General features: G+C 61.8%; 24 protein-coding genes and 1 other RNA gene. 11 read left to right on the forward strand and 14 right to left on the reverse strand.

The genetic code is table 11. The features are described from left to right. Nucleotides 1–66: 66 nt before the first annotated feature. A complete protein-coding gene (gene gcvP, locus ACOYXI_RS18010; protein ID WP_461675127.1) occupies nucleotides 67–2,940 on the reverse strand; it encodes an aminomethyl-transferring glycine dehydrogenase in 2,874 nt (957 codons plus the stop codon). Nucleotides 2,941–3,096: 156 nt separating this feature from the next. On the opposite strand from gcvP, the gene ACOYXI_RS18015 reads away from it, so the two are divergent. Beyond that, the gene (locus ACOYXI_RS18015) at nucleotides 3,097–4,239 is read left to right on the forward strand and encodes a DegT/DnrJ/EryC1/StrS family aminotransferase (RefSeq protein ID WP_461675128.1); all 1,143 of its coding nucleotides are present in this window, start codon (nucleotides 3,097–3,099) and stop codon (nucleotides 4,237–4,239) included. Nucleotides 4,240–4,295: 56 nt separating this feature from the next. On the opposite strand, the gene gcvH is transcribed toward ACOYXI_RS18015, so the two are convergent. From gcvH to ACOYXI_RS18055, 8 genes are all read right to left on the reverse strand, one after another. Continuing rightward, nucleotides 4,296–4,679 carry a glycine cleavage system protein GcvH gene (gene gcvH, locus ACOYXI_RS18020; RefSeq protein WP_098966169.1) on the reverse strand — a complete coding sequence of 128 codons (384 nt, stop codon included), beginning with the start codon at nucleotides 4,677–4,679 and terminating at the stop codon, nucleotides 4,296–4,298. Nucleotides 4,680–4,728: 49 nt separating this feature from the next. Continuing rightward, nucleotides 4,729–5,811 carry a glycine cleavage system aminomethyltransferase GcvT gene (gene gcvT / locus ACOYXI_RS18025; RefSeq protein WP_027610497.1) on the reverse strand — a complete coding sequence of 361 codons (1,083 nt, stop codon included), beginning with the start codon at nucleotides 5,809–5,811 and terminating at the stop codon, nucleotides 4,729–4,731. A 156-nt stretch (nucleotides 5,812–5,967) separates the two neighbouring features. Further along, a complete protein-coding gene (locus ACOYXI_RS18030; RefSeq protein WP_134784918.1) occupies nucleotides 5,968–7,584 on the reverse strand; it encodes an ABC transporter permease in 1,617 nt (538 codons plus the stop codon). Nucleotides 7,585–7,829: 245 nt separating this feature from the next. Next, on the reverse strand, nucleotides 7,830–8,834 hold the full coding sequence (locus ACOYXI_RS18035) for an extracellular solute-binding protein (protein WP_135296801.1): 1,005 nt from the start codon (nucleotides 8,832–8,834) through the stop codon (nucleotides 7,830–7,832). A 220-nt stretch (nucleotides 8,835–9,054) separates the two neighbouring features. Next, on the reverse strand, nucleotides 9,055–10,272 hold the full coding sequence (locus ACOYXI_RS18040; protein WP_171061890.1) for a 2-octaprenyl-3-methyl-6-methoxy-1,4-benzoquinol hydroxylase: 1,218 nt from the start codon (nucleotides 10,270–10,272) through the stop codon (nucleotides 9,055–9,057). Between the two features lie 109 nt (nucleotides 10,273–10,381). Then, nucleotides 10,382–11,569: a 2-octaprenyl-6-methoxyphenyl hydroxylase gene (ubiH, locus tag ACOYXI_RS18045; protein WP_098966175.1), complete on the reverse strand. Its 1,188-nt coding sequence runs from the start codon at nucleotides 11,567–11,569 to the stop codon at nucleotides 10,382–10,384. Continuing rightward, nucleotides 11,566–12,900, reverse strand: coding sequence for a Xaa-Pro aminopeptidase (pepP, locus tag ACOYXI_RS18050; protein ID WP_103483641.1), 1,335 nt, complete (start codon nucleotides 12,898–12,900; stop codon nucleotides 11,566–11,568). Before pepP ends, ubiH begins: the two co-directional genes overlap by 4 nt. A 27-nt stretch (nucleotides 12,901–12,927) precedes the next feature. Beyond that, nucleotides 12,928–13,488 carry a YecA/YgfB family protein gene (locus ACOYXI_RS18055; RefSeq protein WP_202369137.1) on the reverse strand — a complete coding sequence of 187 codons (561 nt, stop codon included), beginning with the start codon at nucleotides 13,486–13,488 and terminating at the stop codon, nucleotides 12,928–12,930. 134 nt (nucleotides 13,489–13,622) lie between these two features. On the opposite strand from ACOYXI_RS18055, the gene ACOYXI_RS18060 reads away from it, so the two are divergent. The 4 genes from ACOYXI_RS18060 to ACOYXI_RS18075 all read left to right on the forward strand — a co-directional run bounded on the left by ACOYXI_RS18060 (nucleotide 13,623) and on the right by ACOYXI_RS18075 (nucleotide 15,041). Then, nucleotides 13,623–13,832: a TIGR02449 family protein gene (locus ACOYXI_RS18060; RefSeq protein WP_103483758.1), complete on the forward strand. Its 210-nt coding sequence runs from the start codon at nucleotides 13,623–13,625 to the stop codon at nucleotides 13,830–13,832. After that, complete coding sequence (locus tag ACOYXI_RS18065; protein WP_007967943.1) at nucleotides 13,829–14,146, forward strand: cell division protein ZapA; 318 nt, start codon at nucleotides 13,829–13,831, stop codon at nucleotides 14,144–14,146. The genes ACOYXI_RS18060 and ACOYXI_RS18065 overlap by 4 nt, the downstream gene beginning before the upstream one ends. A gap of 30 nt (nucleotides 14,147–14,176) precedes the next feature. Beyond that, nucleotides 14,177–14,355, forward strand: a non-coding RNA gene (gene ssrS / locus ACOYXI_RS18070) — 6S RNA. 80 nt (nucleotides 14,356–14,435) lie between these two features. Then, entirely contained in the window at nucleotides 14,436–15,041 is a 606-nt protein-coding gene (locus ACOYXI_RS18075; RefSeq protein ID WP_115985878.1) for a 5-formyltetrahydrofolate cyclo-ligase, read from the forward strand. Nucleotides 15,042–15,076: 35 nt separating this feature from the next. Here ACOYXI_RS18075 and ACOYXI_RS18080 read toward each other — a convergent pair whose 3' ends face one another. Then, nucleotides 15,077–15,232, reverse strand: coding sequence for a hypothetical protein (locus tag ACOYXI_RS18080; protein ID WP_167797087.1), 156 nt, complete (start codon nucleotides 15,230–15,232; stop codon nucleotides 15,077–15,079). A 197-nt stretch (nucleotides 15,233–15,429) separates the two neighbouring features. On the opposite strand from ACOYXI_RS18080, the gene ACOYXI_RS18085 reads away from it, so the two are divergent. The 4 genes from ACOYXI_RS18085 to ACOYXI_RS18100 all read left to right on the forward strand — a co-directional run bounded on the left by ACOYXI_RS18085 (nucleotide 15,430) and on the right by ACOYXI_RS18100 (nucleotide 20,807). After that, nucleotides 15,430–15,879, forward strand: coding sequence for an EVE domain-containing protein (locus tag ACOYXI_RS18085; RefSeq protein ID WP_461675129.1), 450 nt, complete (start codon nucleotides 15,430–15,432; stop codon nucleotides 15,877–15,879). Between the two features lie 121 nt (nucleotides 15,880–16,000). Beyond that, nucleotides 16,001–16,966 (forward strand): HlyD family secretion protein, encoded by a 966-nt coding sequence (locus ACOYXI_RS18090; RefSeq protein WP_210556368.1) that lies wholly within the window; start codon nucleotides 16,001–16,003, stop codon nucleotides 16,964–16,966. Continuing rightward, nucleotides 16,963–19,689 (forward strand): ribosome-associated ATPase/putative transporter RbbA, encoded by a 2,727-nt coding sequence (gene rbbA, locus ACOYXI_RS18095; protein WP_461675570.1) that lies wholly within the window; start codon nucleotides 16,963–16,965, stop codon nucleotides 19,687–19,689. Before ACOYXI_RS18090 ends, rbbA begins: the two co-directional genes overlap by 4 nt. Continuing rightward, on the forward strand, nucleotides 19,689–20,807 hold the full coding sequence (locus tag ACOYXI_RS18100; protein ID WP_210556363.1) for an ABC transporter permease: 1,119 nt from the start codon (nucleotides 19,689–19,691) through the stop codon (nucleotides 20,805–20,807). The genes rbbA and ACOYXI_RS18100 overlap by 1 nt, the downstream gene beginning before the upstream one ends. A gap of 16 nt (nucleotides 20,808–20,823) precedes the next feature. On the opposite strand, the gene ACOYXI_RS18105 is transcribed toward ACOYXI_RS18100, so the two are convergent. Continuing rightward, on the reverse strand, nucleotides 20,824–21,231 hold the full coding sequence (locus ACOYXI_RS18105) for a flagellar basal body-associated protein FliL (protein ID WP_027610485.1): 408 nt from the start codon (nucleotides 21,229–21,231) through the stop codon (nucleotides 20,824–20,826). A 150-nt stretch (nucleotides 21,232–21,381) separates the two neighbouring features. Here ACOYXI_RS18105 and ACOYXI_RS18110 point away from each other — a divergent pair, with 150 nt between their 5' ends. After that, a complete protein-coding gene (locus tag ACOYXI_RS18110; protein WP_115985873.1) occupies nucleotides 21,382–22,359 on the forward strand; it encodes an NADPH:quinone oxidoreductase family protein in 978 nt (325 codons plus the stop codon). 71 nt (nucleotides 22,360–22,430) lie between these two features. Here ACOYXI_RS18110 and ACOYXI_RS18115 read toward each other — a convergent pair whose 3' ends face one another. Together ACOYXI_RS18115 and ACOYXI_RS18120 are read right to left on the reverse strand one after the other, a co-directional pair. Continuing rightward, on the reverse strand, nucleotides 22,431–23,045 hold the full coding sequence (locus ACOYXI_RS18115) for an energy transducer TonB (protein WP_098966189.1): 615 nt from the start codon (nucleotides 23,043–23,045) through the stop codon (nucleotides 22,431–22,433). Between the two features lie 177 nt (nucleotides 23,046–23,222). Continuing rightward, entirely contained in the window at nucleotides 23,223–23,852 is a 630-nt protein-coding gene (locus ACOYXI_RS18120) for a flagellar basal body-associated protein FliL (protein ID WP_134784926.1), read from the reverse strand. 226 nt (nucleotides 23,853–24,078) lie between these two features. On the opposite strand from ACOYXI_RS18120, the gene glpT reads away from it, so the two are divergent. Next, complete coding sequence (gene glpT / locus ACOYXI_RS18125) at nucleotides 24,079–25,428, forward strand: glycerol-3-phosphate transporter (protein WP_027610481.1); 1,350 nt, start codon at nucleotides 24,079–24,081, stop codon at nucleotides 25,426–25,428. Here the strand turns inward: glpT and ACOYXI_RS18130 are convergent. Then, entirely contained in the window at nucleotides 25,404–26,072 is a 669-nt protein-coding gene (locus ACOYXI_RS18130; protein WP_098966192.1) for a gamma-glutamylcyclotransferase, read from the reverse strand. The two genes, glpT and ACOYXI_RS18130, sit on opposite strands and share 25 nt — an antisense overlap. Between the last annotated feature and the right edge of the window lie 256 nt (nucleotides 26,073–26,328).

Consider the following 26,328-nt stretch of genomic DNA (forward strand, 5'->3'; position numbering starts at 1 on the left):
TTTTTCTGACACGACGCCTTCGCGAGCAAACCCGCTCCCACTATGGCTCTGCGTGTTGCCTGAAGATCAGCGGTAATCGTCAACCGGGACGCAGGCACAAAACAGATTGCGATCCCCATAAACGTTATCCACCCGATTCACCGCCGGCCAATACTTGTGCGCCTTGGTATGCGCATCCGGGGTGATCCCCTGCTCGATGCTGTAAGGCCGCTCCCACACTCCGGTGACATCCGCCAGGGTATGCGGCGCGCGCTTGAGCGGGTTGTCTTCCGCCGGCCAGTTGCCGTTCTGCACTTCGGTGATTTCCGCGCGGATGCTCAGCATCGCGCCGATGAAACGATCGAGTTCGGCCTTGGATTCGCTCTCGGTCGGTTCGACCATCAACGTCCCCGGCACCGGGAAGGACATGGTCGGCGCATGGAAACCATAGTCCATCAGGCGCTTGGCGACGTCCTCTTCACTGATCCCGGTCTGCGCCTTCAACGGCCGCAGATCAAGAATGCATTCATGGGCCACCCGCCCGTTGCGCCCGGTGTAGAGCACCGGGAATGCGCCGGATAAATGCTGCGCCAGATAGTTCGCCGCGAGGATCGCCACTTCGCTGGCATCCGCCAGTTGCGGCCCCATCATCGCGATGTACATCCAGCTGATCGGCAAAATGCTCGCACTGCCCCACGGCGCCGCGCTGACCGCGCCGTTCTGTGGCAACGGGCCGTCAATCGGTACCACCGGGTGATTGGCAACGAACGGCGCCAGATGCGCGCGAATGCCGATCGGCCCCATGCCCGGCCCGCCACCGCCGTGGGGAATGCAGAAAGTCTTGTGCAGGTTCATGTGCGACACGTCGGCGCCAATGTCCGCCGGCCGCGCCAGCCCAACCTGGGCATTTAGGTTGGCGCCGTCCATGTACACCTGCCCGCCGTGCTGGTGGATAACTTCGCAGATTTCGCTGATGCCCTCCTCGTACACACCATGGGTCGACGGATAGGTCGCCATCAGGCACGACAACTTGTCCCCCGCCGCGGCCGCCTTGGTTTTCAGGTCGTCCAGATCGACGTTGCCGGCCTCGTCGCACTCGACGATCACCACGCGCATCCCGGCCATCTGCGCCGAGGCCGGGTTGGTGCCATGGGCCGAGGATGGAATCAGGCAAATGTCCCGTGCGCCCTGCTGCCGGCTCTCGTGATATTTGCGAATCGCCAGCAGCCCGGCGTACTCGCCCTGAGCGCCGGAATTGGGCTGCATGCAGATCGCATCGAACCCGGTGATCGCGCACAACCAACGCTCCAGTTCTTCAATCATCAAGGTGTAACCGAGCGCCTGTTCCCGTGGCGCGAACGGGTGCAGATTGGCGAACTGCGGCCAGGTGATCGGGATCATCTCGCTGGTGGCGTTGAGTTTCATGGTGCAGGAGCCCAGTGGGATCATCGACTGGTTGAGCGCCAGATCCTTATTCTCCAGTTGCTTGAGGTAGCGCAGCATCTCGGTTTCGCTGTGATGCGCGTTGAACACCGGGTGGCGCAGGTACGGCGTGTTGCGCTGCAGGTGGTCGGGAATGCCGGAAACCAGTGCTTCTGCGTCAATGTCGTCGACGTTCAAACCATGATCGGCACCGAGCAGCACGTCGAACAGTTTGGCCACCGTGTTTTCATCGCAAGTCTCGTCGAGGCTCAAGCCGACTCGGCCACGGCCGAGAATCCGCAGGTTGATCTGCGCAGCCTTGGCGCTATCGATGATCGCGCTCTGCGCGCCGCCAACCTCCAGCGTGAGGGTGTCGAAAAACTGTCCGTTGACCCGCGCAATACCATGGCGCTCAAGGCCCGCCGCCAGGATGCAGGTCAAGCGGTGCACGCGCTGGGCGATGCGTTTCAAGCCTTGCGGCCCGTGATACACCGCGTAGCAACTGGCGATGTTGGCCAGCAGCACCTGCGCGGTGCAGATGTTCGAGTTGGCCTTCTCGCGGCGAATATGCTGCTCACGGGTTTGCAGGGCCATGCGCAATGCGACGTTGCCACGAGCGTCTTTCGACACGCCGATGATCCGCCCCGGAATCGCCCGTTTGTACTCCTCGCGACTGGCAAAAAACGCCGCATGCGGGCCACCGTAGCCCATCGGTACGCCAAAGCGCTGGGACGAACCGAACACGACATCCGCGCCCAATTCACCCGGCGGTGTCAGCAGCAACAGGCTCAGCAGATCGGTGGCGACACACGCTAACGCCTGCTGCGCGTGTAACTGATCGATGACCGGACGCAGATCACGGATCTCGCCGTGAGTGTCGGAATACTGCAGCAACGCGCCGAACACCTGATGCTGGTTGAGGTTATCCACAGCGTCGATGATCAGCTCGAAGCCGAAACCTTCGGCGCGGGTTTGCACCACGGAGATGGTTTGCGGATGACAGTTCTCATCGACGAAAAACAGATTGCTCTTCGACTTCGCCACACGCTTGGCCAGCGCCATGGCTTCTGCAGCGGCGGTGGCTTCGTCGAGCAAAGAGGCGTTGGCCAGTTCAAGACCGGTGAGGTCGATGGTCAGTTGCTGAAAATTCAACAACGCTTCGAGACGGCCCTGGGCGATCTCCGGTTGATACGGGGTGTACGCGGTGTACCAGCCGGGATTTTCCAGCACGTTGCGCAGGATGACGGTCGGCGTCAGCGTGCCGTGGTAGCCCATGCCGATCAGGCTGGTCCAGACCTGATTCTGCTCGGCGTAACCGCGCAGCTTGGCCAGCGCCGCCTGCTCATCAAGGGCCGGCGGCAAGTCCAGCGCCCGATTCAGGCGAATGCCCGGCGGCACCGTCTGCTCGATCAGTTCGACCCGGCTGCCCAGACCGAGGCTGTCGAGCATCGCCTGTTGTTCGGCGGCGTCGGGGCCCAAATGGCGGCGCAGAAAGGCTTCGGGGTCGCGTAACTGGCTCAAGGATGGCAACTGGGACATGACGGGCTCTCTCTTGGCTGGCGCTCGGCGTCAATGCAACACGGTCAAACCAGCATAGCAGCCGATCCCGACGCGCACGGCTTGGCGGCAGAGGGGGTTCCGGGGCATGCTGTAGCGCCTGCATCAGGCGTCCAACTTTCGGATGATCGAATCCTCATGAGCCAACTGCCGTTCCTGCCGTTTTCCAAACCTGTCATTGATGAAGCCACGATTGCCGCCGTCGGCGATGTGCTGCGCTCCGGCTGGATCACCAGCGGGCCGAAGGTCCAGGCCTTTGAAGCACAACTGTCGGAATACTTCGGCGGGCGCCCGGTGCGCACCTTCAACTCCGGCACCTGCACCATGGAAATCGCCTTGCGCATCGCCGGCATCGGGCCGGGTGACGAAGTGATCACCACGCCGATTTCCTGGGTCGCCACCGCCAACGTGATCCTCGAAGTCGGCGCCACACCAGTGTTTGCCGACATCGATCCGGTGACCCGCAACATCGATCTGGACAAGCTCGAAGCGGCGATCACCCCACGCACCAAAGCAGTGATTCCGGTGTACCTCGCCGGCCTGCCGGTGGACATGGAACGCTTGTACGCCATCGCCCGCAAACACAACTTGCGCATTGTCGAAGACGCCGCTCAGGCCCTGGGTTCGAGCTGGAACGGCCAGCGCATCGGCGCCACCGGCGATTTCGTGTCGTTCAGCTTTCAGGCGAACAAGAACGTCACCTGCTCCGAGGGCGGCTGCCTGGTGCTGAACACCCCGGAAGAGGCGCGGCTGGCGGAGAAGTACCGCTTGCAGGGCGTGACCCGCAACGGCTTTGATGGTCTGGACGTCGACGTGCTCGGCGGCAAGTTCAACATGACCGACGTCGCCGCCACCATCGGCCTCGGCCAGTTCGCCCATATCGAGGCGCTGACCGCCCATCGTCAGGAACTGGCCCGGCACTACTTCAAATGTTTTGGCGATGACTTTGAAGCGACTTATGGCGCCCAACTGCCACCGGCGGACTTCACCCAGAGCAACTGGCACCTGTTCCAACTGGTCCTGCCGGAGCGCAAGGACGGCTTGCCGGCCCGCGCCACGTTCATGGAGCAGATGCAGGCCAAAGGCATCGGCATCGGCTATCACTACCCGCCGATCCACTTGCTGAGCCTGTACCGCGAGCGCGGGTTCAAGGAAGGCATGTTGCCAGTTGCCGAGCGCGTTGGGCGCTTGATCGTGTCATTGCCGATGTTCACCACCATGACCAAGGACGACGTCGAGCGTTCGGTGGCGGCAGTGAAAGCGGTATTGCGCGACGCCTGATCAACGCCTACAAAAAAGCCCCGAGAGATCGGGGCTTTTGCAGTATTACAGTCTGCTTATTCGCCGATGGCAGCCTTGTAGGCAGCAGCGTCCAGCAGCTTGTCCAGCTCGGCCTTGTCGCTTGGCTGGAGCTTGAAGATCCATGCGGCGTACGGATCGTTGTTCAGCTCTTCCGGCGAGTCAGCCAGCGTTTCGTTGACCGCGATCACTTCACCGCCGATCGGGGAGTAGATGTCGGACGCGGCCTTCACCGACTCGACAACACCGGCAGCCTCACCGGCAGCAAACACCTTGCCGACTTCGGCCAGTTCAACGAACACCACATCGCCCAGCGCTTCCTGCGCGTGATCGCTGATGCCCACGGTAACGGTGCCGTCGGCTTCCAGGCGTGCCCATTCATGACTTTCGGCAAAACGCAGTTCGGCGGGGATATTGCTCATGCTCGGTGTCCTCAAGAAAATTGTCAGCGGTCAGGCCCGCCGGAAAAGGTCAGATCAAGGTTTTACCATGGCGCACGAAGGTCGGTTTGACCACTCGTACCGGATACCACTTGCCACGGATTTCCACTTCGGCGCGGTCGGCGGTAGCCATCGGTACACGCGCCAGGGCAATCGATTTGCTTAGCGTAGGAGAGAAACTACCACTGGTGATCTCTCCTTCGCCAACATCGGCGATACGAACCACTTGATGGGCGCGCAAAACACCGCGCTCCTCAAGCACCAGACCCACCAGTTTGTGCGCAACGCCGGCGGCTTTTTCCGCTTCCAGCGCCGAGCGACCGATGAACTGCCGCGAAGCCGGTTCCCAAGCGATGCTCCAGGCCATATTGGACGCCAGCGGCGAGACATCCTGATGAATGTCCTGGCCGTAGAGGTTCATCCCGGCTTCGACCCGCAACGTGTCGCGGGCGCCGAGGCCGATTGGCGAAATACCGGCACCGACCAGATCGTTGAAAAATCCCGGCGCCTGCTCGGCCGGCAAAGCGATTTCCAGGCCGTCTTCACCGGTATAACCGGTGCGGGCGATGAACCAGTCGCCATCGACTTCGGCTTCGAACGGTTTGAGGTGCTGGATCAGTGCGGCGCGGGACTGGGTCACCAGTTCGGCAATCTTCTGCCGGGCCTGCGGGCCTTGAATGGCGAGCATCGCCAGATCCTGACGCTCGTGCAGATGCACGTCGTAACCGGCGACCTGCGCCTGCATCCACGCCAGATCCTGGTCGCGAGTGGAGGCGTTGAACACCAGACGATAACGGTCTTCGAGGCGATAGACGATCATGTCGTCGACGATGCCGCCACGTTCGTTGAGCATCGTGCTGTAGAGCGCGCGGCCGGGGCGATGCAGGCGTTCGACGTCATTGGCCAGCAAATGCTGCAGCCAGGCCTTGGCCTGGGGGCCGTCAATGTCGATAACGGTCATATGGGAAACATCGAACACCCCGCAATCGCGGCGCACCTCGTGGTGTTCCTCGACCTGCGAGCCGTAATGCAGTGGCATGTCCCAACCGCCAAAATCGACCATCTTCGCGCCGAGGGCGAGATGCAGGTCATACAGAGGCGTACGCTGTCCCATGGGTTTCTCCTTCCGGGCGTGGCGAAGGTGCGGACAGCCGCTGTACGGGGTGAAAGCCTCGAAATAGAAGGCTTTCAGCCGATTTCAGCGAACGGGTCTGTCAGACGAACCGCACCGAATGCCGCGCATTGTAGCCGCATGATTCAGGACTGACGACTAAGTGTTTCGGTGCGCCGAGCGGCGGATCAGGCCGATGACCGGTAACAGGCCGACCAACACCAGGGTCAGCGCCGGCAGCGATGCCCGCGCCCACTCCCCTTCACTGGTCATTTCGAAGATCCGCACCGCCAGCGTGTCCCAGCCAAACGGGCGCATCAGCAGGGTCGCGGGCATTTCCTTGAGCACATCGACGAACACCAGCAACGCCGCGCTCAGTGTGCCGGGCAGCAACAGCGGCAGATACACTTTGAAAAACAGTCGCGGCCCACTGACACCCAGACTACGTGCCGCTTCGGGCAATGAAGGCCGTATACGCGCCAGACTGTTTTCCAGTGGTCCGTAGGCCACCGCGATAAAGCGCACCAGATAGGCCATCAGCAACGCCGCCAGACTGCCCAGCAGCAATGGCTTGCCGGCGCCGCCGAGCCAGCCCGACAGCGGAATCACCAGTTCGCGGTCGAGATAACTGAACGCCAGCATGATCGACACCGCCAGCACCGAACCCGGCAGCGCATAACCAAGATTGGCCAGACTGACCCCGGAACGGATTGCCCGGGTCGGCGCCAGACGTCGGGCAAACGCCAGCAACAGCGCGACGCTGACGGTGATCAACGCCGCCATGCCGCCCAGATACAGGGTGTGCAGGATCAGCCCGGCATAACGCTCATCGAGATCGAAGCGCCCGCGCTGCCAGAACCATACGAGCAGTTGCAGCAACGGAATCACGAACGCGCAGGCAAACACCAACGTGCACCAGCCGGTCGCCGCGAACGCCTTTAGCCCGCGCAGCTGATACAACGCCTTGACCCTGGGGCGCTCGTTGCTCGCCCGGTTGGCGCCACGGGCGCGCCGCTCTCCGTACAGCACCAGCATCACCACCAGCAGCAACAGGCTCGCCAGTTGTGCGGCGCTCGGCAGGCTGAAGAAGCCGTACCAGGTCTTGTAGATGGCGGTGGTGAAGGTGTCGAAGTTGAACACCGACACCGCGCCGAAATCCGCCAGCGTCTCCATCAGCGCCAGCGCCACACCGGCGCCAATCGCCGGACGCGCCATCGGCAACGCCACCCGCCAGAACGCCTGCCATGGCGATTGCCCGAGTACCCGCGCCGCCTCCATCAAGCCTTTGCCCTGCGCGAGAAACGCGGTGCGCGCCAGCAGGTAGACGTAGGGATAAAACACCAGCACCAGTACCACAATCACCCCGCCGGTAGAGCGCACGCGCGGCAGGCGCAAGCCGCTGCCGAACCACTCACGCAGCAGGGTCTGCACCGGGCCGGCGAAGTCCAGCAGGCCGACGAAGACGAACGCCAGCACGTAGGCCGGGATGGCGAACGGCAGCATCAGCGCCCAGTCGAGCCAGCGCCGTCCGGGGAATTCGCAGAGGCTGGTGAGCCACGCCAGACTGACACCGAGCAGCGTCACACCGACGCCAACGCCGAGCACCAGCGTCAGGGTGTTGCCGAGCAGGCGCGGCATCTGGGTTTCCCAGAGGTGCGACCAGATCTGCTGATCGATGGTCTGCCACGACAGCAGCAGGACACTCAGGGGCAACAGCACCAGCGCGGCAATGGCGAGGACGATGGGGTACCAGCGGCGTTGGGCGGGGTGGGCCACTTTTGGGACTCTGAGGGGTGGTTGGTGGTTCTGATTCAGGTGTTTCAGCTCGAGATTGCTGCCCTCACCCTAACCCTCTCCCGGAGGGAGAGGGGACTGAACGTGGTGATCTTTCGATTTACGCCGACCTGATACATCGAGCCGAGCTCCGGTCTTGAAAGCCATGGAGATCGGCTCCCTCTCCCCCCGGGAGAGGGCTGGGGTGAGGGCAGCGATCTTGAGCGAACACAGCGACCGGCAAATACTCAGTTCCAACCCGCCCGATCCATCATGCGGATCGCTTCCGCCTGACGCTTGCCCGCCACTTCCACCGGCAAGGTGTCAGCGACGAACTTGCCCCACGCCGCCACTTCTTCCGAAGGTTTCACTGCCGGGTTGGCCGGGAACTCCTGGTTGACGTCGGCGAAGATTTTCTGCGCTTCAGGTGTGGTCATCCATTCGACCAGCGCCTTGGCTGCTTCCGGGTGCGGTGCATGTTGGGTCAGGCCGATACCGGACAGGTTTACATGCACGCCGCGATCGGCCTGATTCGGCCAGAACAGTTTCACCGGCAGGTCGGGCTTCTGCTTGTGCAGGCGCCCGTAGTAGTAGGTGTTGACGATGCCGACGTCGCACTGCCCGGCGTTGATCGCTTCCAGCACCGCAACGTCGTCGGAGAACACATCGGTGGACAGGTTGTTGACCCAGCCCTTGAGGATCTTCTCGGTCTTCTCGGCGCCGTGCACTTCGATCATGGTCGCGGTCAGCGACTGGTTGTAGACCTTCTTCGCCGTGCGCAGGCACAGACGCCCTTCCCAATTCTTGTCGGCCAACGCTTCGTAGGTGGTCAACTCGCCCGGTTTCACCCGTTCGGTGGAATAGGCGATGGTCCGCGCGCGCAGGCTCAGGCCGGTCCAGGCGTGGCTGGAGGAGCGGTATTGCGCGGGAATGTTGCTGTCGATGGTCTTCGAGGTGAACGGCTGGAGGATGCCCATCTGTTCGGCCTGCCAGAGGTTGCCGGCATCCACGGTGAGCAGCAGGTCGGCGGTGGCGTTTTCGCCCTCGGCCTTGATCCGCTGCATCAGCGGCGCTTCCTTGTCGGTGATGAACTTGATCTTCACCCCGGTTTTCGCGGTGTAGGCGTCGAACACCGGTTTGATCAACTCATCGATACGCGAGGAGTAGACCACCACCTCGTCGGCGGCCTGGGCGGCAGTGCTGCCGATCAGGGTCAGGGCCAGTGCGGTCAAGAGACGCTTGGGTGCCAACATGGGAGTGATCTCTCGGTCGGAAAATGTGGGCCAAATGATAAGGACTCACATTTACCAGCTCAATCGAACACTTGGGCAAGGAGTTACCAGATGTTGCACAAGCTGAAATTCATGGCGTCGGTTCTGGCCCCTTCGCGAGCAAGCCCGCTCCCACCCCTGAAATGTATTCCAATGTGGGAGCGGGCTTGCTCGCGAAGAGGCCATCAGCCTCAAACAAATCTCAGGGTTTGGCCAGTACCGGCAGATCCCCGGTCAACCCCAGCGCCTCACGCACAAACAACGCCTTGGCCTCCGGCATCTGCTCCACCAGTTTCAATCCGGCGTTGCGCAACCAGCGCACCGGCAACGGGTCAGCCTGGAACAAGCGCTCGAAGCCCTCCATCGCCGCCATCAATGCCAGGTTGTGCGGCATGCGCCGGCGCTCGTAGCGGCTCAGCACCTTCACATCCGCCAGCCGTTCGCCGCGTTCCGCCGCTTGCAACAGCACTTCAGCCAGCACCGCCGCATCGAGGAAACCCAGGTTCACACCCTGCCCGGCCAACGGGTGAATGGTGTGCGCGGCGTCGCCGATCAGTGCCAGGCCTTCGGCCACGTAGCGTTTGGCGTGGCGTTGACGCAAAGGCACGCACAGCCGTGGATCAGCACTGACGACTTCGCCCAGGCAACCTTCAAAGGCTCGCTCCAGCTCACGACAGAATGCCGCTTCATCCAGCGCCATCAGGCGTTCGGCTTCACTTGGCGTTGTCGACCAGACGATCGAGCACCAGTCCTGCTGCCCGTCACGCTCCAGCGGCAGAAACGCCAGCGGCCCGTGATCGGTGAAACGCTGCCACGCGGTCATCCGGTGCGGCTTGCTGCTGCGCACGCTGGTAACGATGGCATGGTGCAGGTAATCCCACTCGCGAGTAGCGACGCCGGTCAGACGGCGTACCGCCGAATTGGCGCCGTCCGCCGCAATCACCAGCGGCGCACGCAACTGCCGACCATCGGCCAGAGTCAGAAGCCAGTCGTCACCGGAGCGGCGCATCTGTTCCAGCCGTGCGTTGGCCAGCATGCCCAGATCGCAATCGTGCAAACGATCGAGCAAGGCATCCTGCACCACGCGGTTTTCGACGATATGGCCGAGCACTTCGGCATGCACACTGCTCGCCGAGAAATGAATCTGCCCGGTGCCGCTGCCGTCCCACACGTGCATGTCGGTGTACGGGCTGCTGCGGCGCTTGGCGATGCCGTCCCAGACGCCAAGGCGTTCGAGTATCCGCTGGCTGGCCGCCGACAAGGCGCTCACTCGCGGCTCGAACGGCGCGGCGGCGTCGAACGGTTTGACGCTCAGCGGGCTGCCGTCGAGCAGCAACACTTCCAGGCCGCTGTCCTGCAACGCCAACGCGAGGGCGCTGCCGACCATTCCGGCTCCGACAATCAGCAGATCTGCGCGCATTTCCATGCTTTAAGCCTGTCTCGCTGGCGGCATACGCCGCCCGTAAAGGGTTTTAGCCAGCGCGCCAGTTGGCGGCGCGCTGCTGAAAGTGAAAGTGCCGACCCGCCGCTCAAGCATCCGGCCGCGTCCCCAGCCCCATGGCCTGACGAGCAAACCAGCGCTTGGCCGGTGGCAACAGATCGAGACCGAGCAGGCCGATGTTGCGGCCCAGCGAGATCAGCGGCTGGGTGCTGCCGAACAGCCGGGTGACCTGATCGGAGAAGCCCACGGTGAGCTCCTGATCCAGACGCTGCCGCTCGCGATAGGCCTGCAAGGTGGCGAAGTCGCCCAGCGGTTTGTCGCTGGCGAGCAGTGCGGCAGCCAGTGCATCAGCATCCCGCAGGGACAGGTTGAAACCTTGTCCGGCAATCGGGTGCAGGCTGTGCGCGGCATTGCCGAGTACGGCCAAATGCGAGCGCACCTGCTCTTCGGCCTCGACCAGTGACAACGGATACAGATGCCGCGCGCCGACCTGTTTCAAGGTGCCGAGGCGGTAGCCGAACACGCCTTGCAGTTCGCTGAGGAAATCGCGCTCGCTGAGGTCTGCCAGGCGTTGCGCATCCATGCCTAGGCGGGTCCAGACCAGTGCGCAACGGTTGTCCGGCAGCGGCAGCAAGGCCATCGGCCCTTCGTCGGTGAAGCGCTCGAAGGCCATGCCGTTGTGTGATTCGCTCGGGGTGATGTTGGCGATCAGCGCGCTCTGGTTGTACGGACGCTTGCGCACGTTGATGCCCAGTTGTTCGCGCAGACCGGAGCGACCACCATCGGCGAGCACCGCCAGATCGCACTCGACGGTGGTTTCATCATTGAGGGTCAGGCGATAGCCGTCAGGCAGCGGCTCCATGCGCGTGACTTCCGCCGGGCAGCGCCAACTGATCACGTCTTTGTCCAGGTGCTGCCACAGGCACTGGCCGAGCCAGGCGTTTTCCACCACGTAGCCGAGTGCCGGCACGCCCTCTTCCATCGCCGACAGACGGGCGGTGGAGAAGCGGCCACGGTCGGACACGTGAATCTGTTTGATCGGCTCGGCGCGGCGGGAAATCTCCTGCCACACGCCCAGCCGTTGATAGATCTGCCGGGAACCGAAGGACAGCGCCGACGAACGTGCGTCGTAGCTCGGCTGCCAGCTGTCGCCGGGGGCGAACGGTTCGATCAGGACGATTTTCCAGCCGCGGGCCTTGGCCCCGGCCTGCAAGGCCAACGCCAGGCTGGCGCCGACCAGGCCGCCACCGATGATTGCCAGATTGACTCGACTCATGCCGCGTGTGTCCGTGCTTGCGCCATCAGCGCTTCGATTTCGGCGACGGTTTTCGGTACGCCGCTGGTCAATATTTCACAACCGGTCTTGGTCACTACCACGTCATCCTCAATGCGCACGCCAATGCCGCGCCATTTCTTCGCTACGTTCTGGTTGTCCGGGGCGATGTAGATGCCCGGTTCCACGGTCAGCGCCATGCCGACCTCCAGCACTCGCCATTCGCCGCCGACCTTGTATTCGCCGACGTCGTGCACATCCATGCCCAGCCAATGGCCGGCACGGTGCATGTAAAACGCTTTATAGGCTTCGGTCGCGATCAACTCATCGACCTCGCCTTGCAGGATTCCGAGCTTGACCAGGCCTGCGGTAATCACCCGCACCGTCGCTTCGTGCGCCTGATTCCAGTTTTTGTTCGGGGCGATTTCAGCGAACGCGGCTTCCTGCGAAGCCAGCACCAGTTCGTAAATCGCTTTCTGCTCGGGTGAAAACTTGCCGTTGACCGGCCAGGTGCGGGTGATGTCGCTGGCGTAGCAGTCGATCTCGCAACCGGCGTCGATCAACACCAGATCGCCGTCCTTGAGCAGCGCGTCATTCTGCTGGTAATGCAGGATGCAACTGTTGCGCCCGGCAGCGACGATCGAACCGTAGGCCGGCATCTTCGCCCCGCCCTTGCGGAACTCGTAATCGAGTTCGGCTTCGAGGCTGTATTCGTACAGTCCCGGCCGGCTGGCCTGCATCGCGCGGATATGCGCCTGAGCGGAAATCCGTGCGGCTTCGCGCATCACCTTCACTTCTGCCGCCGATTTATACAGGCGCATGTCGTGCAGCAGATGATCCAGGGCAACGAATTCGTTCGGTGGCTGGGCGCCGAGGTGCGCCTTGGAGCGGATCACGTTGATCCAGTCCATCAGATGGCGGTCGAACTCCGGGTTGCTGCCCATCGCCGAATACACCCGGTCGCGGCCTTCGATCAGGCCCGGGAGGATGTCGTCGATGTCGGTAATCGGGAACGCGTCGTCAGCGCCGTAATCACGGATTGCGCCTTCCTGGCCGGCGCGCAGGCCGTCCCATAACTCGCGTTCGGCATTGCGCTCGCGGCAGAACAGCACGTACTCGCCGTGCTCGCGGCCGGGCATCAGGACGATGACGGCTTGCGGCTCGGGGAAACCGCTGAGGTACTGGAAGTCGCTGTCCTGACGGTAGACGTGCTCGACGTCGCGGTTGCGGATCGCGACTGCGGCGGCGGGCAGGATCGCGATGCTGTTGGGTTCCATCTGCGCCATCAGGGCCTTGCGGCGACGGCTGTATTCCGCTTTGGGGATATGGGTCATGGGCAGATGGCTTTCCCTGGCACGCGATTAATGCAGCGACGGCTTGGCGGCTGGCGGCACGTCGGCTTTCTTGGTTTCCGAGAACAGCAACAGCGGCGCGACGCGCAGGTACTCCATGACTTCCATGTAGTCGCTTTCGCCGTCTTCGGATTCTTCCAGAGCGTCTTGCACCTGGGAGATCGCCGCCAGATCCTGCAGCACTTCGGTGGCTTCGGTGCTGAGCATGCTGCTGTCGCGGCAGTTCAGGCCGAAACCGCTGAGGAAGCCCTGGCACCATTGGCCCAGTGCGGCGGCGCGGTCGGCCAGGGGCGCGTCATCGGTCGGCAGCAGCAGAACGACGGTGACGTCGCTACCGGTCAGCTCGCCCTTGACCATTTCTTGCAGGCCAATCAGGGCGTTGCGGACGTTGTCCTGGATGTCGCCTTCGAGCAGTTCGGCGGCGTCGATCAGCCAGCCTTCGTTATCGAAGCCGGCACCGGCGCAGCTGCGGCCGAGCAGCAGGCCGTGCAGTTCGGCAGGCGAGACGTTGTGGCCGCTGGAAGTCAGCAGGGTGGCAAAGGCTTGGTACGGGGAATTCGCAATGGTCATGGGCAGCTAGGCGCCAGACGGCGCTATGTCTAGAATGAAGGCCTTGTATCCTACATCGACAGACTCGCCAAGACTATTAAAGGCTGTCCGCCAGCCAGGCGCCTGCCGCCCATCAGATGAATTCAGTGGACACAATGGAAGACACCGACCTGCAAGCGCTGATGGCCAGACTCGAAAAGCTGATTACCCGAGTCGAGCAACTAAAGAGTCAAAACGCACTCTTACTAGCTCAGGAAAAGACCTGGCGCGAGGAACGCGCTCACCTCATTGAAAAAAACGAAATCGCCCGGCGTAAGGTCGAATCGATGATTTCGCGCCTCAAGGCCCTGGAGCAAGACTCATGAGTTCAAGCAATAGCGTTACCGTGCAGATCCTCGACAAAGAATATTCGATCATCTGCCCCCAGGAAGAACGCAGCAATCTGGTCAGCGCCGCCCGCTACCTGGACGGCAAGATGCGCGAGATCCGCAGCAGCGGCAAAGTCATCGGCGCCGACCGTATTGCGGTGATGGCTGCGCTGAACATCACCCACGACCTCTTGCACAAAGAAGAGCGCCCGGACATCCAGGCCAGCGGCTCGACCCGTGAACAGGTGCGCGACTTGCTCGATCGTGTCGATCTGGTGCTGGCCGACGATCCGGACATCAGCAAGGGCTGATTCGCCAGGCCGCTTGAGGTATACTCGCCGCACTCCCTGGGGTGCTTGCCAGTTGACGATGTCCCTGAGCCGATTCGCACTACCCTGGAAGTTGCACGTTGGGCTGGTGTGCATGTCCGCCAGACGGAAAGCCTTAAAGTCTACTGCATCTTCCACCTTGAACTTTCGGGTTCAAGGGCTAAGTTGACAGCGGTTCATCCGGGGAGCCTGATTCGAATCCGATGCCGGTTTTTGCCGGCATCGGATTTTTTATGCGTGCGTTTTCGCCCTCACCTGCCGAAGCCGAACCATGACCGAACCTGCGCTGCTGCCCCGCCCGCAACTCCGCCGCCTGCTGCGCAAGGCGCGTCGTTCACTGACTCCCGGTGAACAGCGGCAGGCCGCCAAAGGCCTGTTCCGCCAACTGGCGCAAGACCCGCACTTTCGCCGGGCCAAACACATCTCTCTGTATCTGCCCACCGACGGTGAAATCGACCCGCGCCTGCTGCTGCGTGAAGCCCAGCGTCGCGGCAAAGCCACGTATCTGCCGGTGCTAAGCGCCTGGCCGCGAACCAAAATGGTGTTCCAGCGAATTCGCCCCGGCGACAAGCTCAAGCCCAACCGCTTCCGCATTCTCGAACCACGAGCCAATCTGGCCCATCAGCGCAAGATCTGGACCCTGGATCTGGTGCTGTTGCCACTGGTGGGGTTTGACGATGTTGGCGGACGTCTGGGGATGGGCGGCGGATTCTACGACCGCAGTCTGGCGTACCTGGCCCGGCGCAAGAACTGGCGCAAGCCGACGTTGCTGGGCCTGGCCCATGAATGTCAGAAGGTCGAACGCCTGGCGCAGGCCAGCTGGGATGTACCGTTGCAGGGCACGGTCACCGATAAAGCGTGGTATTTCGCGGGATAGACGCCGCGCAGATCAGCGGCGTCGGGAAGGCAGTTTCAGCGTTTGAAGGCGGTCGACTGTTGGACCTGTTGCGCGACTTCAACCGGAGCATCGGCCTTGCTCGTCCACAGACTTTGCGCGTAACCGGTGGTCACGACACCAAGGCCGAACAAAATAACCAAAGTCCATAGCAAATCCGGTTTGCGTTTCATCGATTGCCCCCCTCAAGGCACATCATCACGATGACAGCAGCGGTTTCCGTTCGTAGGCCGTGCAGCAGCGTCAAGCTTTAAAGGCCGGCATTTTGCGACAACGTGAACCCGGGCGCAAACGCTGACGTCAACCGACCGTCGGTTTGTCATAAAATTGCCCGACAACCTGCCCAATCACCGCTTGAGGAGCAAAAGACATGGCCTATTGGCTGATGAAATCCGAGCCCGACGAACTCTCGATCAAAGATCTGGAGAAACTCGGCAAAGCGCGCTGGGACGGGGTTCGCAACTATCAGGCGCGCAATTTCCTGCGGGCGATGGCGGTGGGCGATGAGTTCTTTTTCTACCACTCCAGTTGCCCGGAGCCGGGTATCGCCGGAATCGGCAAAATAATCGAGGCGGCGTACCCGGATCCCACCGCACTGGAACCCGAGAGCCATTACTTCGACCCGAAGGCCACACCCGATAAAAACGCCTGGAGTGCGATTGATGTTGCGCATGTCGAGACGTTTGCCCGGGTGCTGAAGCTCGATTACCTGAAACAGCAGACTGCGCTGGCCGAAATGCCGCTGGTGCAGAAAGGCAGTCGCCTGTCGGTCATGCCGGTTACGGCCGAACAGTGGGCCGCCGTACTCGGTTTGCGCTAAGAACTCGCCAGTCACGGTTTTTACCGGCAAAAGGGGCTAGGCTTGGCGCTCATTTGACTGACATCAAGCGAATGGAACGCTTGAACAGTCAGACTGCAAGCCACTGCCGCAGGATGCCCCCATGTCGACGCACAGCCGTTCTTCACTTCTATACGCCGGTTCGCTCCTGGTATTACTCGCCGTCGCTGGCGGCCTCGGTTACTGGATGTCCATCAGCAGCCGCCTGGTCGAAGGACTGTCGATGGGCAACGGGCGGCTGGAAGCCACCGAAGTGCAGATCGCCAGCAAGACTCCCGGGCGCCTCGCCGAAGTACTGGTCGACGAAGGCGACAAGGTCAGCAAGGGCCAACTGCTGGCGCGTATGGACACCCGCACCCTCGAAGCCCAGCGCAATCAGGCCGAAGCCGAAGTGTTGCGCGCCCGGGAGAATCTCAACGCCGCTCAGGCCAACGTGCAATTGCGCCAGAGTGAACTGCTGCTGGCCCAGCAAGAGCTCGGGCGTTCGCAATCACTGTTCAAGCACGGTTATGTCAGCGCGCAGATCATCGATCAGCTGCAGTCACGCATCGGCACCGGTAATGCCGCCGTTGTCGCCGCCCGGGCCCAGGTGTCTGCTGTCAGTGCGGCGATTGGCGCGGCACAGGCTCAAGTCGCACAGTTGACCAGTGAAATTGACGACAGCAGTCTGCGCGCGCCGATTGATGGCGTGATCCAGCTGCGCATGGCCGAGCCCGGCGAAGTGCTGGGGGCCGGGGGCCGGGTCTTGCTGCTGATCGATCCCAACGACCAGTACATGAACCTCTATCTGTCAGCCGCGGTGGCTGGGCGCCTGGCGGTGGGCGATGACGCTCGCGTGCTGCTCGATGCCTTGCCCGATAAACCGCTGCCGGCAAAAATCAGCTTCGTCGCAGCCAAATCGCAGTTCACTCCCAAAGAGGTCGAGACCCGCGACGAGCGGCAAAAACTGGTGTTCCGCGTCAAGCTGCGCCTGGTTCAGCCCAGCGCCGTGCCGCAGGCCAAACCCGGCATGCCCGGGGCCGGCTACGTGCGGATCGCGCCCGTCGAATGGCCGGCCAATCTGCAATGAGCGGCCTCGCGGTTCAAGCGAACGGTATCGCGCAGCGCTACGGCAAACAGCAAGCGCTGAGCGACATCGCCTTCAGCCTGCCCGCCGGCACCCGCTGCGGACTGATCGGCCCCGATGGCGCCGGCAAATCCAGTCTGCTGGGGTTGATTGCCGGCGTGAAGACCTTGCAGCAAGGGCAGCTGGACGTGCTCGGTGGCGCGATCGAGGATCGCCAGCATCGCGACACACTCTATGCGCGCATCGCCTTCATGCCGCAGGGGCTGGGCGGCAACTTGTACCCGGAGCTGTCGATCCGCGAGAACATCCAGTTCTTCTCGACGCTGTTCGGCCTGTCCAAGGCTGAAAGCGAGCAGCGCATGCACAGCCTGTTGCTCGCCACGGATCTGCTGAAGTTCGCCGAGCGCCCCGCCGGCAAGTTGTCCGGCGGCATGAAGCAGAAACTCGGGCTGTGCTGCGCGCTGATCCATGAACCGGATCTGCTGATCCTCGATGAGCCGACCACCGGCGTCGACCCACTCTCGCGCCGGCGCTTCTGGGAGTTGGTCGACGATGTGCGACGCCAGCGCCCGCAACTGACGCTGCTGGTCGCCACGGCCTATATGGAAGAAGCCGAGCAGTTCGAGCATTGCCTGATGCTCGATGCCGGCAAGTTGATCGCCACCGGCCTGAGCCGCGAGCTGGCGAACGTCACCCCCAGCGGCAAACTCGATGACGCCTTCACCCATTTTCAGGGTGACAGCCAGCATGACGCTCAGCCGCTGGTGATTCCACCGCGCACCGGCAACAGCAGCGACATCGCCATCGAAGCCCACGACCTGACGCTGCGCTTCGGCGATTTCACCGCTGTGGATCACGTCAGTTTTGCCATTGGGCGTGGCGAGATTTTCGGCTTTCTTGGCTCCAACGGTTGCGGCAAGACCACCACCATGAAAGTCCTGACCGGGTTGATGCCGGCCAGCGAAGGCAGTGCGACGCTGCTCGGCAACCCGGTGAACGCCAAGGATCTGGCCACGCGCAAGCGGGTCGGCTTCATGTCGCAGAGTTTTTCGCTGTATGGCGAACTCAGTGTGCGGCAGAACCTCGAACTGCACGCGCGGCTGTTCGACCTGCCCAAAACCGAGAGCGCACAACGCATCGAAGCATTGATCGAGCGCTTCAATCTGCTCGCGGTCGCCGACCAGCCATCCGGAGCATTGCCATTGGGGCTGCGCCAGCGTCTGTCACTGGCGGTGGCGGTGCTGCACCGCCCGGAGGTACTGATTCTCGACGAGCCGACTTCCGGCGTCGATCCGGCAGCCCGTGATGATTTCTGGCGACTGTTGATCGAGTTGTCCCGCGAGCAAGGCGTGACGATCTTCCTCTCCACGCACTTCATGAACGAAGCGCAGCGCTGCGACCGCATCTCGCTGATGCACGCGGGCAAAGTTCTCGCCTGCGACACCCCGGCGGCGCTGCAACGCCAGTTTGCCGGAGAGACGCTGGAAGCGGCCTTCGTCACTTGCCTGGAACAGGCTCAGGGCGCTCAGCCATCAGCGCCTGTGGCCGAACCGCAAATGGCGCCGCCGAGCGCAGCGACAACACCGCTGCCCCGTCACGGTTTCAGCCTCGGTCGCCTGTTGGCCGTGGCCAGTCGCGAAGGCAAGGAGCTGTTGCGCGACAAAGTGCGCATGGCGTTCGCCTTGGCCGGGGCGATTTTCATGATGGTGATCTTCGGTTACGGCATCTCGCTGGACGTGGAAAACCTCGCGTTCGCCGTGTACGACCAGGATCAGACGCCGCAGAGCCGAGCTTATCTGGAGGCGTTTCGCGGCTCCCGGTACTTCGACGAACAGCCGGCCATTCATGACCCGCAGGAACTGCACCGGCGCCTGCAACGCTCGGAAATCAAACTGGCGCTGGAGATTCCCCCCGGATTCGGCCGCGATCTGTACGCCGGGCGCCAACCCGCTGTGGCGGCGTGGCTGGATGGCGGCATGCCGTTTCGCGCCGAAACCAGCCGCAATTATGTTGAAGCCGTACACTTGGCCAATCTGCAACAACTAGCCGAGCAGAGCAGCCCGGCGCTGGCCCACCCGGCGGCCGCCAGCCTGGAAACCCGCTTTCGTTACAACCAGGACGTGGTTAGCGTCAACGCTATCGGCCCCGGGGTCATGGCGCTGATTCTGGCGTTCATTCCGGCGATGCTCACGGCGCTGGGCATCGTCCGCGAAAAGGAGCTGGGGTCGATCACCAATTTCTACGCCACGCCCCTGACCCGTCTGGAGTTTCTGCTGGGCAAACAGGCGCCGTACCTGCTGGTCAGTCTGGTCAATCTGGCGCTGCTGGTGGCGATGAATCGCTGGCTGTTCGGCGTGCCGTTCAAGGGCAGCCTGCTGACACTGGCATTCGGCGGACTGCTGTATGTGTTGGCGACCACCAGCATGGGCCTGCTGATTTCGGCATTCACCCGCACGCAAATCGCCGCGATCCTCGGCACCATGATCATCACCAGCCTGCCGACCATCCAGTTCTCCGGGCTGATCGTGCCGCGCTCGTCGCTGGAAGGTGCGGCAGCAGTGATGGGCATGCTGTTTCCGGCGGGGCACTTCCTCGACATCGCGGTGGGTACGTTCACCAAAGCGCTGGACTTGCGTCAACTGTGGCCACAGTGCCTGGCGCTGTTCGGGTTCTTTGTCGGGTTCACCGGGCTGAGCCTGATCATGCTGAAAAAGCAGGAGGCCTGATGCACAAGTTCGCGCACATCCTGCGCCTGGGACTCAAGGAACTGACCAGCCTGCGCCATGACAGCGTGTTGCTGCTGTTCCTGTTCTACGCCTTCACCGTGGCGATTTACATGCCCGCCGCCGGTTCGGTGATCGGCGTGCACAACGCCAGCGTGGCCATCGTCGACGAAGACCACAGCGCCCTCTCACGCCAATTGGCCCAGGCCCTGCAGCCGCCGGAATTCCAGACGCCGGTGCTGCTGCCTTATGCGCAACTGGATCAGGTCATGGACAGCGGTGAGTACACCTTCGTGATCAATATTCCGGCGGGCTTTCAAACCGACTTGCTCGCCGCGCGGCAACCGGCGATTCAGGTCAACGTCGATGCCACAGCGATGAGCCAGGCGTTCATGGGCGCCGGCTACATCGGCCGGATCTTCCAGCGCGAATTGCTCGACTATGCCGGTCAGGGCGGTGCAGCGGCCAAGGCACCCGTGCAACTGACTACTCGCGCCCTGTTCAACACCAATCTGGAGGGCGGCTGGTTTCTGGCGGTGATTCAGATCGTCAACAACATCACTATTCTGGCGATCATCCTCACCGGCACGGCGCTGCTGCGCGAACGCGAACACGGCACGCTCGACCATTTGCTGGTGCTGCCGCTGACGGCCCTGGAAATCATGCTGGCGAAAATCTGGAGCAACCTGCTGGTGGTGGTGTTGTGCACCTGGCTGTCGCTGGAGGTGGTGGTCAAAGGCCTGCTGGATGTGCCGTTGGCCGGCTCGATGAGCCTGTTTTTGCTGGTGACTGCGGTTTATCTGTTTGCCAGTACCGCGCTGGGCATCTTTCTGGCGACGCTGGCGCGTTCGACGCCGCAGTTCGGCCTGCTGGCGATTCCGGTGATCATCCCGATGTTGCTGCTGTCCGGCGGCAGCACGCCATTGGACAGCATGCCGCAGTGGCTGCAATGGGTCATGCAGGGCTCGCCGTCCACACACTTTGTCAGCCTCAGCGCCGCGATTCTGTTTCGCGATGCCGGGCTGAGCGTGGTCTGGCCGGACTTGCTGGCGCTGACGGCCATCGGCCTGCTGTTCTTCGTTATCGCCTTGGCGCGCTTTCGCAAAAGCCTGGCGTCCTGAACAGTGGCCAGCGTGGTTACTGAATGATCAGGTTGTTGAACAACAGATCTTCAACCACCGGCTTGCCGGTCTCGTCATTCATCACTTGCTGGGTCTGCTTCAGGGCTTCCTGACGCAGCTTTTCCTTGCCTTCGATGCTGCCCATCGCCTCGGTGGTCTGCTGAGTGAACAGCGCCACCAGTTGATTGCGAATCAGCGGCTCGTTGGCCTTGACCAGTTTGGTCGCCTCTTCGCCGGTCACACGCAGCGCCACGTCGGCCTTGTAGACCTTCAGCTTGGGCGTGCCGTCCAGCCCGTAGTTACCCACGAACGGCGGGCTCAGGGTGATGTAGTTGACCTTCGGCGCCTCGCCTTCTTTGGCTTCTTCGGCCAGCGCTGCCACAGGCAGAGACAGGGCCAGCAACAACATGATCCACGCTTTCACAATTCGCTCCTTATCCGGTTTGCGGCCTAGCATAACGACCCGCCGCGCAAGCACAAGCTTATGGCTGACTATCAGGGCCGGGCATGCTCGTTGACCCGTTGACTGACACACCTACACTTATCGGCCATCACTCCCAAAGGAATAGCCCTGATGAAAGCCGTGCTGTGCAAAGCCTTCGGCCCTGCCGAATCGCTGGTGCTGGAAGACGTCGCCAGTCCTGTCGCGAAGAAGAACGAAATCCTGCTGGAGGTGCACGCCGCCGGGGTCAACTTCCCGGACACGCTGATCATCGAGGGCAAGTATCAGTTCAAGCCGCCCTTCCCGTTTTCGCCGGGGGGCGAAGCGGCCGGCGTGGTCAGCGCCGTCGGTGAGAAAGTCAGCCACCTGAAAGTCGGCGACCGGGTCATGGCCCTGACCGGCTGGGGCAGCTTCGCCGAACAGGTCGCGGTGCCGGGTTACAACGTGCTGCCGATCCCGCCGTCGATGGATTTCAACACCGCCGCCGCGTTCAGCATGACCTACGGCACCTCGATGCACGCCCTCAAACAACGGGCCAACCTGCAACCGGGCGAGACCCTGCTGGTGCTCGGCGCCTCCGGTGGCGTCGGCCTGGCGGCGGTGGAAATCGGCAAAGCCATGGGTGCCCGGGTCATTGCCGCCGCCAGCAGCGCGGAAAAACTCGCCGTGGCCAAGGCCGCCGGTGCCGATGAACTGATCAACTACAGCGAAACCAGCCTCAAGGACGAAATCAAACGCCTCACCGACGGCCAGGGCGCCGACGTGATCTACGACCCGGTCGGCGGCGACCTGTTTGACCAGGCCATCCGCGCCATCGCCTGGAACGGCCGCCTGCTGGTGGTCGGCTTCGCCAGCGGACGCATCCCCGAGCTGCCGGTCAACCTCGCGCTGCTCAAGGGCGCCGCGGTACTCGGCGTGTTCTGGGGCTCCTTCGCCCAGCGTCAGCCGCAGGACAACGCGGCGAACTTCCAGCAGTTGTTCGGCTGGTTCGCCGAGGGCAAGTTGAAGCCGCTGGTGTCGCAGGTGTATCCGCTGAGCAACGCGGCGCAGGCGATCAACGATCTGGGGCAGCGCAAGGCGGTGGGCAAGGTGGTGGTGCAGGTGCGCTGAGTGTTTTCTGGCCGGTGACCTCTCGGAGCCGGCCTGATTCGCGCCAGGCAGCAACACAGCGTCGCTGGCTATCAAAGCAACTCGCGAACCTCTCCCGGCAGAAAACTCATGTAGCTACGCATAGGAGCTTCCCGGCAGCCTCTGACGATCATCGGTACGCGCCGGTTCATCTTGGCGATGATTGCCAGACGTTGTTCATCGGCCAACTGACTCTTGAGAATCACGTTGGAAACGTAAGCACGGGTGTAATTAAACACTTCTGCGTCGACCCAGGCGTGCTCAGGCATGTTCCTGAAACCGTCATTGATGACGCGACACTTTACTGACTTCAGCCACTGGTTGATGTCGATCGGCTGATCCCTCGCCAATCGAAAGAGCATCGGCGCCACGATGGGCTGTTCCGCAGGCCGACCGTCTTCAACCGTCCAGGGCCTGAAGCGCCACTGTGTTATGGCGTCTTTGACCGCCTCAGCCAGATCGGGGTGATCACTTTGCACGATGTCGATTGCGCTGACCGAGCCATCCGCCTTGACGATAAAGCTGACCCTGACCTCGCCTTCGACCCCTGCCCTGGACAACCTCTTCGGGTAAATCGGCTGCGGGTTGTTTTCAGGTATGAGTAACCCTTCTGCCGCCAGTGCAAGACTGAAGATCGTCAATAAAAGCCCTGCAAAAAACCACCGCATGATCGCGCCCCTTCCCTATTGAGATGCCTGTCCGGCAACAACAGAAAGTTTACGGAGCACTGTCTTTTAACTGAATGGCGCAGCTTCGCTATTGAATGCAGGACATTTCCTGATCCCGATGGGAAATCCGACGAAACCGCTGGGCAAATGACGGCAGGTAAATTTTCTGACGGACGTTTAGCCGCCGTTCGGCCCGGCAGAGTCGCCCGACAACAAGTGCTCCTGCACCTTCAGACTGCGCGACGGAATCAGCCGGCCCTTGTCATCGAAGCGCAGGACGATCAGCCAGTCGAAGACATCATCCGGCCATTTTTCCTGGCCCATCAGCGCTGTGGGGTCACCGCCGAAGGCTTTGATCAGTTTATTGATATGGCCGTGGTGCCAGGCGATTAGCACCGTCTGCGCCTGATTGCTCTTGCGCAACAGTTTGACCAGTTGATGCAGATCGCCGTTGACGTAGGGCTGCTCGATCGCAAGGTTCAAGCGCTGGGCCAACGGGGTCAGGGTCAGGCGTGAGCGCGAACTTTCCGGGGTATCGCCGGCAGCGATCAAACGCTGGGGGGTGAACGTCTGGCCGTCGAGTTTCAGCGGATTGAAATAGTCGACGTAGGCGGCGGCGCGTTGCTCGCCTCGGGCATTGAGCACCGATCCTGTATCCGGTTTTTCCGCATGCCGAATGATCAGCACCGTGGCGTTGCCCAGGCCGGAATGAGAAGGATGATCGGTGACGATCAATGCCAGCAACACGACGGCAAGTCCCGCTGCCACCAAAAATCTCGGCACCAACATGCGAACCTTCAGTGACATTGCTTATCTCGGCTGATCAATCGGCTGAACGGGCCGCGAGTCTAAGTCACTCCATGTAGATAAGTGGTGAAAACGCCCTGTTCTTACAGCTGAGCGACAGGTTCGTAAAAGAACGTGCGACTTCCAACATTTTCCGCTGTTTTGCCGATGCGAACCGGTGCTATTTTCGGTAACGAAACTGTAACATTCGCATCCGCAGTCAAAACAAGAAATCTGGAGCTCTTGAATGTTTGCTTTCTTTCGTCCTGCCGCACATCAGGCTCCATTGCCTGAAGAAAAAATAGACAGTACTTACCGACGCCTGCGCTGGCAGATCTTCGCCGGTATCTTCTTTGGCTACGCGGGTTACTACCTGCTGCGCAAAAACTTCTCGCTGGCCATGCCGTACCTGATCGACGAAGGCTACAGCCGTGGCGATCTGGGTCTGGCGATGTCGGCCATCGCCATTGCCTACGGTCTGTCGAAGTTCCTGATGGGCCTGGTGTCCGACCGTTCCAACCCGCGCTACTTCCTGCCATTCGGCCTGCTGGTGTCGGCCGGGGTGATGTTCATTTTCGGTTTCGCGCCGTGGGCGACTTCCAGCGTGACCATGATGTTCATCCTGCTGTTCATCAACGGCTGGGCCCAGGGCATGGGCTGGCCGCCGAGCGGACGCACCATGGTGCACTGGTGGTCGCAGAAGGAACGTGGCGGCGTGGTTTCGGTGTGGAACGTGGCGCATAACGTCGGTGGCGGTCTGATCGGCCCGCTGTTCCTGATCGGCATGGGCCTGTTCAATGACTGGCACGCAGCCTTCTACGTTCCGGCAGCGGTGGCGCTGGGCGTGGCGGTGTTTGCCTTCATCACCATGCGTGACACCCCGCAATCTGTCGGCCTGCCGCCGATCGAGAAGTACAAGAACGATTACCCGGAAGGCTACGACGCCAGCCACGAAGACGAATTCAGCGCCAAGGAAATTTTCGTCAAATACGTGCTGCGCAACAAAATGCTCTGGTACATCGCCATGGCCAACGTGTTCGTTTACCTGCTGCGCTACGGCGTACTGGATTGGGCGCCGACCTACCTGAAAGAAGCCAAAGGTTTCACCGTGGATAAAACCTCGTGGGCCTATTTCTTCTACGAGTGGGCGGGCATTCCGGGCACGCTGCTGTGCGGCTGGATGTCGGACAAGATCTTCCGTGGCAATCGTGGCCTGACCGGCATGGTGTTCATGGCGCTGGTGACCGTGGCGACGCTGGTGTACTGGCTGAACCCGGCCGGCAACCCGACGGTGGACATGATCGCGCTGTTCTCGATCGGCTTCCTGATCTATGGCCCGGTGATGCTGATCGGCCTGCAGGCGCTGGAACTGGCACCGAAGAAAGCCGCCGGCACGGCTGCGGGCTTCACCGGTCTGTTCGGTTACCTGGGTGGTTCGGTCGCGGCGAGTGCGGCGATGGGCTACACCGTTGACCACTTCGGCTGGAACGGTGGTTTTGTCCTGCTGGTGGGCGCTTGCCTGCTGTCGATGGCCTTCCTGGCCCCGACCCTGTGGCACAAGCAAGTCGCCAGTCAGAGCCGCGAAGCCGTCGCCTGATCGGCTTTTGACTGACAGCGCTTGAGCCGCGCCTCCAGATTTCGATCCGGCATGGCGTGGCTGCGCAGGGCGTGGGCGGTCTGCTCGACATAATCGCGAGTGGTGCCGTAACGCCCGCAAGCGCTTTCGAACACCTGACTCAGCACGTGATCCGGCAAGTTGCCGGCATAGCTGGGCAGGTGTCGCTCCAGAACAAATCCCAACGCCTGCACCTGACTGCCATCTTCGAGCCGGCAGTTGAGCCAGTGCGGGCGATAGGACGGGAACGGCATCTCGCGTTTCCACAGCGCGTACAGCGCAGCGTCGAGATTCTCTTCCGGCAGCCGATAGGCGAAGCCGCTGCATGAACCGCCGCGATCCAGACCAAATACCAGCCCGGGCATTTCCGGCGTCCCCCGATGCTCGTGCGACCACAAATACAGGCCGCGGTGGTAGCCATGGACGCGCCCGCGCACCCGCTCCACCGCCGTACATTCCGGGCGCCAGATCAGCGACCCGTAGGCGAACAGCCAAACCGGCCCGCCCTTGTGGCGCGCCATGGTCGATTGCATGGAAGCGAGAAGTTGTTCGTGAGTGAGCTGCGGCCCCAGATCGAGCCGCGGAGGATAAGCCAGATTCAGAAAAGCAGATTCTATGGCTGTCATGACGGAAGTGTTCGGCCCCGCAAGTATTACAAGATGTAAGCGCAATTCGTTCGTTAGAACATATAGCAGTAAATCTAAAACGAAAAGTGCTAAAGGATGTATGACCTGCTCGATAGCGCTAAATCGGGTGTATTAGTCAACGCTATGCGGTTTTATATAGCCTAATACCATTGCCGAAATATCTTAAATACCCGAATGAAATATGCATAAGCCTTCGCTTGTTCAGGATTGGTTCAAGAAAGCGCAGGAATCTTCC

The organism is Pseudomonas sp. G3-19 (assembly GCF_054855875.1).

Coding starts and splice junctions, on each gene's coding strand:
- gcvP (WP_461675127.1), bottom strand. CDS start 2,940: ATGTCCCAGTTGCCATCCTTGAGCCAGTTACGCGACCCCGAAGCCTTT.
- ACOYXI_RS18015 (WP_461675128.1), top strand. CDS start 3,097: ATGAGCCAACTGCCGTTCCTGCCGTTTTCCAAACCTGTCATTGATGAA.
- gcvH (WP_098966169.1), bottom strand. CDS start 4,679: ATGAGCAATATCCCCGCCGAACTGCGTTTTGCCGAAAGTCATGAATGG.
- gcvT (WP_027610497.1), bottom strand. CDS start 5,811: ATGGGACAGCGTACGCCTCTGTATGACCTGCATCTCGCCCTCGGCGCG.
- ACOYXI_RS18035 (WP_135296801.1), bottom strand. CDS start 8,834: ATGTTGGCACCCAAGCGTCTCTTGACCGCACTGGCCCTGACCCTGATC.
- ACOYXI_RS18040 (WP_171061890.1), bottom strand. CDS start 10,272: ATGCGCGCAGATCTGCTGATTGTCGGAGCCGGAATGGTCGGCAGCGCC.
- ubiH (WP_098966175.1), bottom strand. CDS start 11,569: ATGAGTCGAGTCAATCTGGCAATCATCGGTGGCGGCCTGGTCGGCGCC.
- pepP (WP_103483641.1), bottom strand. CDS start 12,900: ATGACCCATATCCCCAAAGCGGAATACAGCCGTCGCCGCAAGGCCCTG.
- ACOYXI_RS18055 (WP_202369137.1), bottom strand. CDS start 13,488: ATGACCATTGCGAATTCCCCGTACCAAGCCTTTGCCACCCTGCTGACT.
- ACOYXI_RS18060 (WP_103483758.1), top strand. CDS start 13,623: ATGGAAGACACCGACCTGCAAGCGCTGATGGCCAGACTCGAAAAGCTG.
- ACOYXI_RS18065 (WP_007967943.1), top strand. CDS start 13,829: ATGAGTTCAAGCAATAGCGTTACCGTGCAGATCCTCGACAAAGAATAT.
- ACOYXI_RS18075 (WP_115985878.1), top strand. CDS start 14,436: ATGACCGAACCTGCGCTGCTGCCCCGCCCGCAACTCCGCCGCCTGCTG.
- ACOYXI_RS18080 (WP_167797087.1), bottom strand. CDS start 15,232: ATGAAACGCAAACCGGATTTGCTATGGACTTTGGTTATTTTGTTCGGC.
- ACOYXI_RS18085 (WP_461675129.1), top strand. CDS start 15,430: ATGGCCTATTGGCTGATGAAATCCGAGCCCGACGAACTCTCGATCAAA.
- ACOYXI_RS18090 (WP_210556368.1), top strand. CDS start 16,001: ATGTCGACGCACAGCCGTTCTTCACTTCTATACGCCGGTTCGCTCCTG.
- rbbA (WP_461675570.1), top strand. CDS start 16,963: ATGAGCGGCCTCGCGGTTCAAGCGAACGGTATCGCGCAGCGCTACGGC.
- ACOYXI_RS18100 (WP_210556363.1), top strand. CDS start 19,689: ATGCACAAGTTCGCGCACATCCTGCGCCTGGGACTCAAGGAACTGACC.
- ACOYXI_RS18110 (WP_115985873.1), top strand. CDS start 21,382: ATGAAAGCCGTGCTGTGCAAAGCCTTCGGCCCTGCCGAATCGCTGGTG.
- ACOYXI_RS18115 (WP_098966189.1), bottom strand. CDS start 23,045: ATGCGGTGGTTTTTTGCAGGGCTTTTATTGACGATCTTCAGTCTTGCA.
- ACOYXI_RS18120 (WP_134784926.1), bottom strand. CDS start 23,852: ATGTCACTGAAGGTTCGCATGTTGGTGCCGAGATTTTTGGTGGCAGCG.
- glpT (WP_027610481.1), top strand. CDS start 24,079: ATGTTTGCTTTCTTTCGTCCTGCCGCACATCAGGCTCCATTGCCTGAA.
- ACOYXI_RS18130 (WP_098966192.1), bottom strand. CDS start 26,072: ATGACAGCCATAGAATCTGCTTTTCTGAATCTGGCTTATCCTCCGCGG.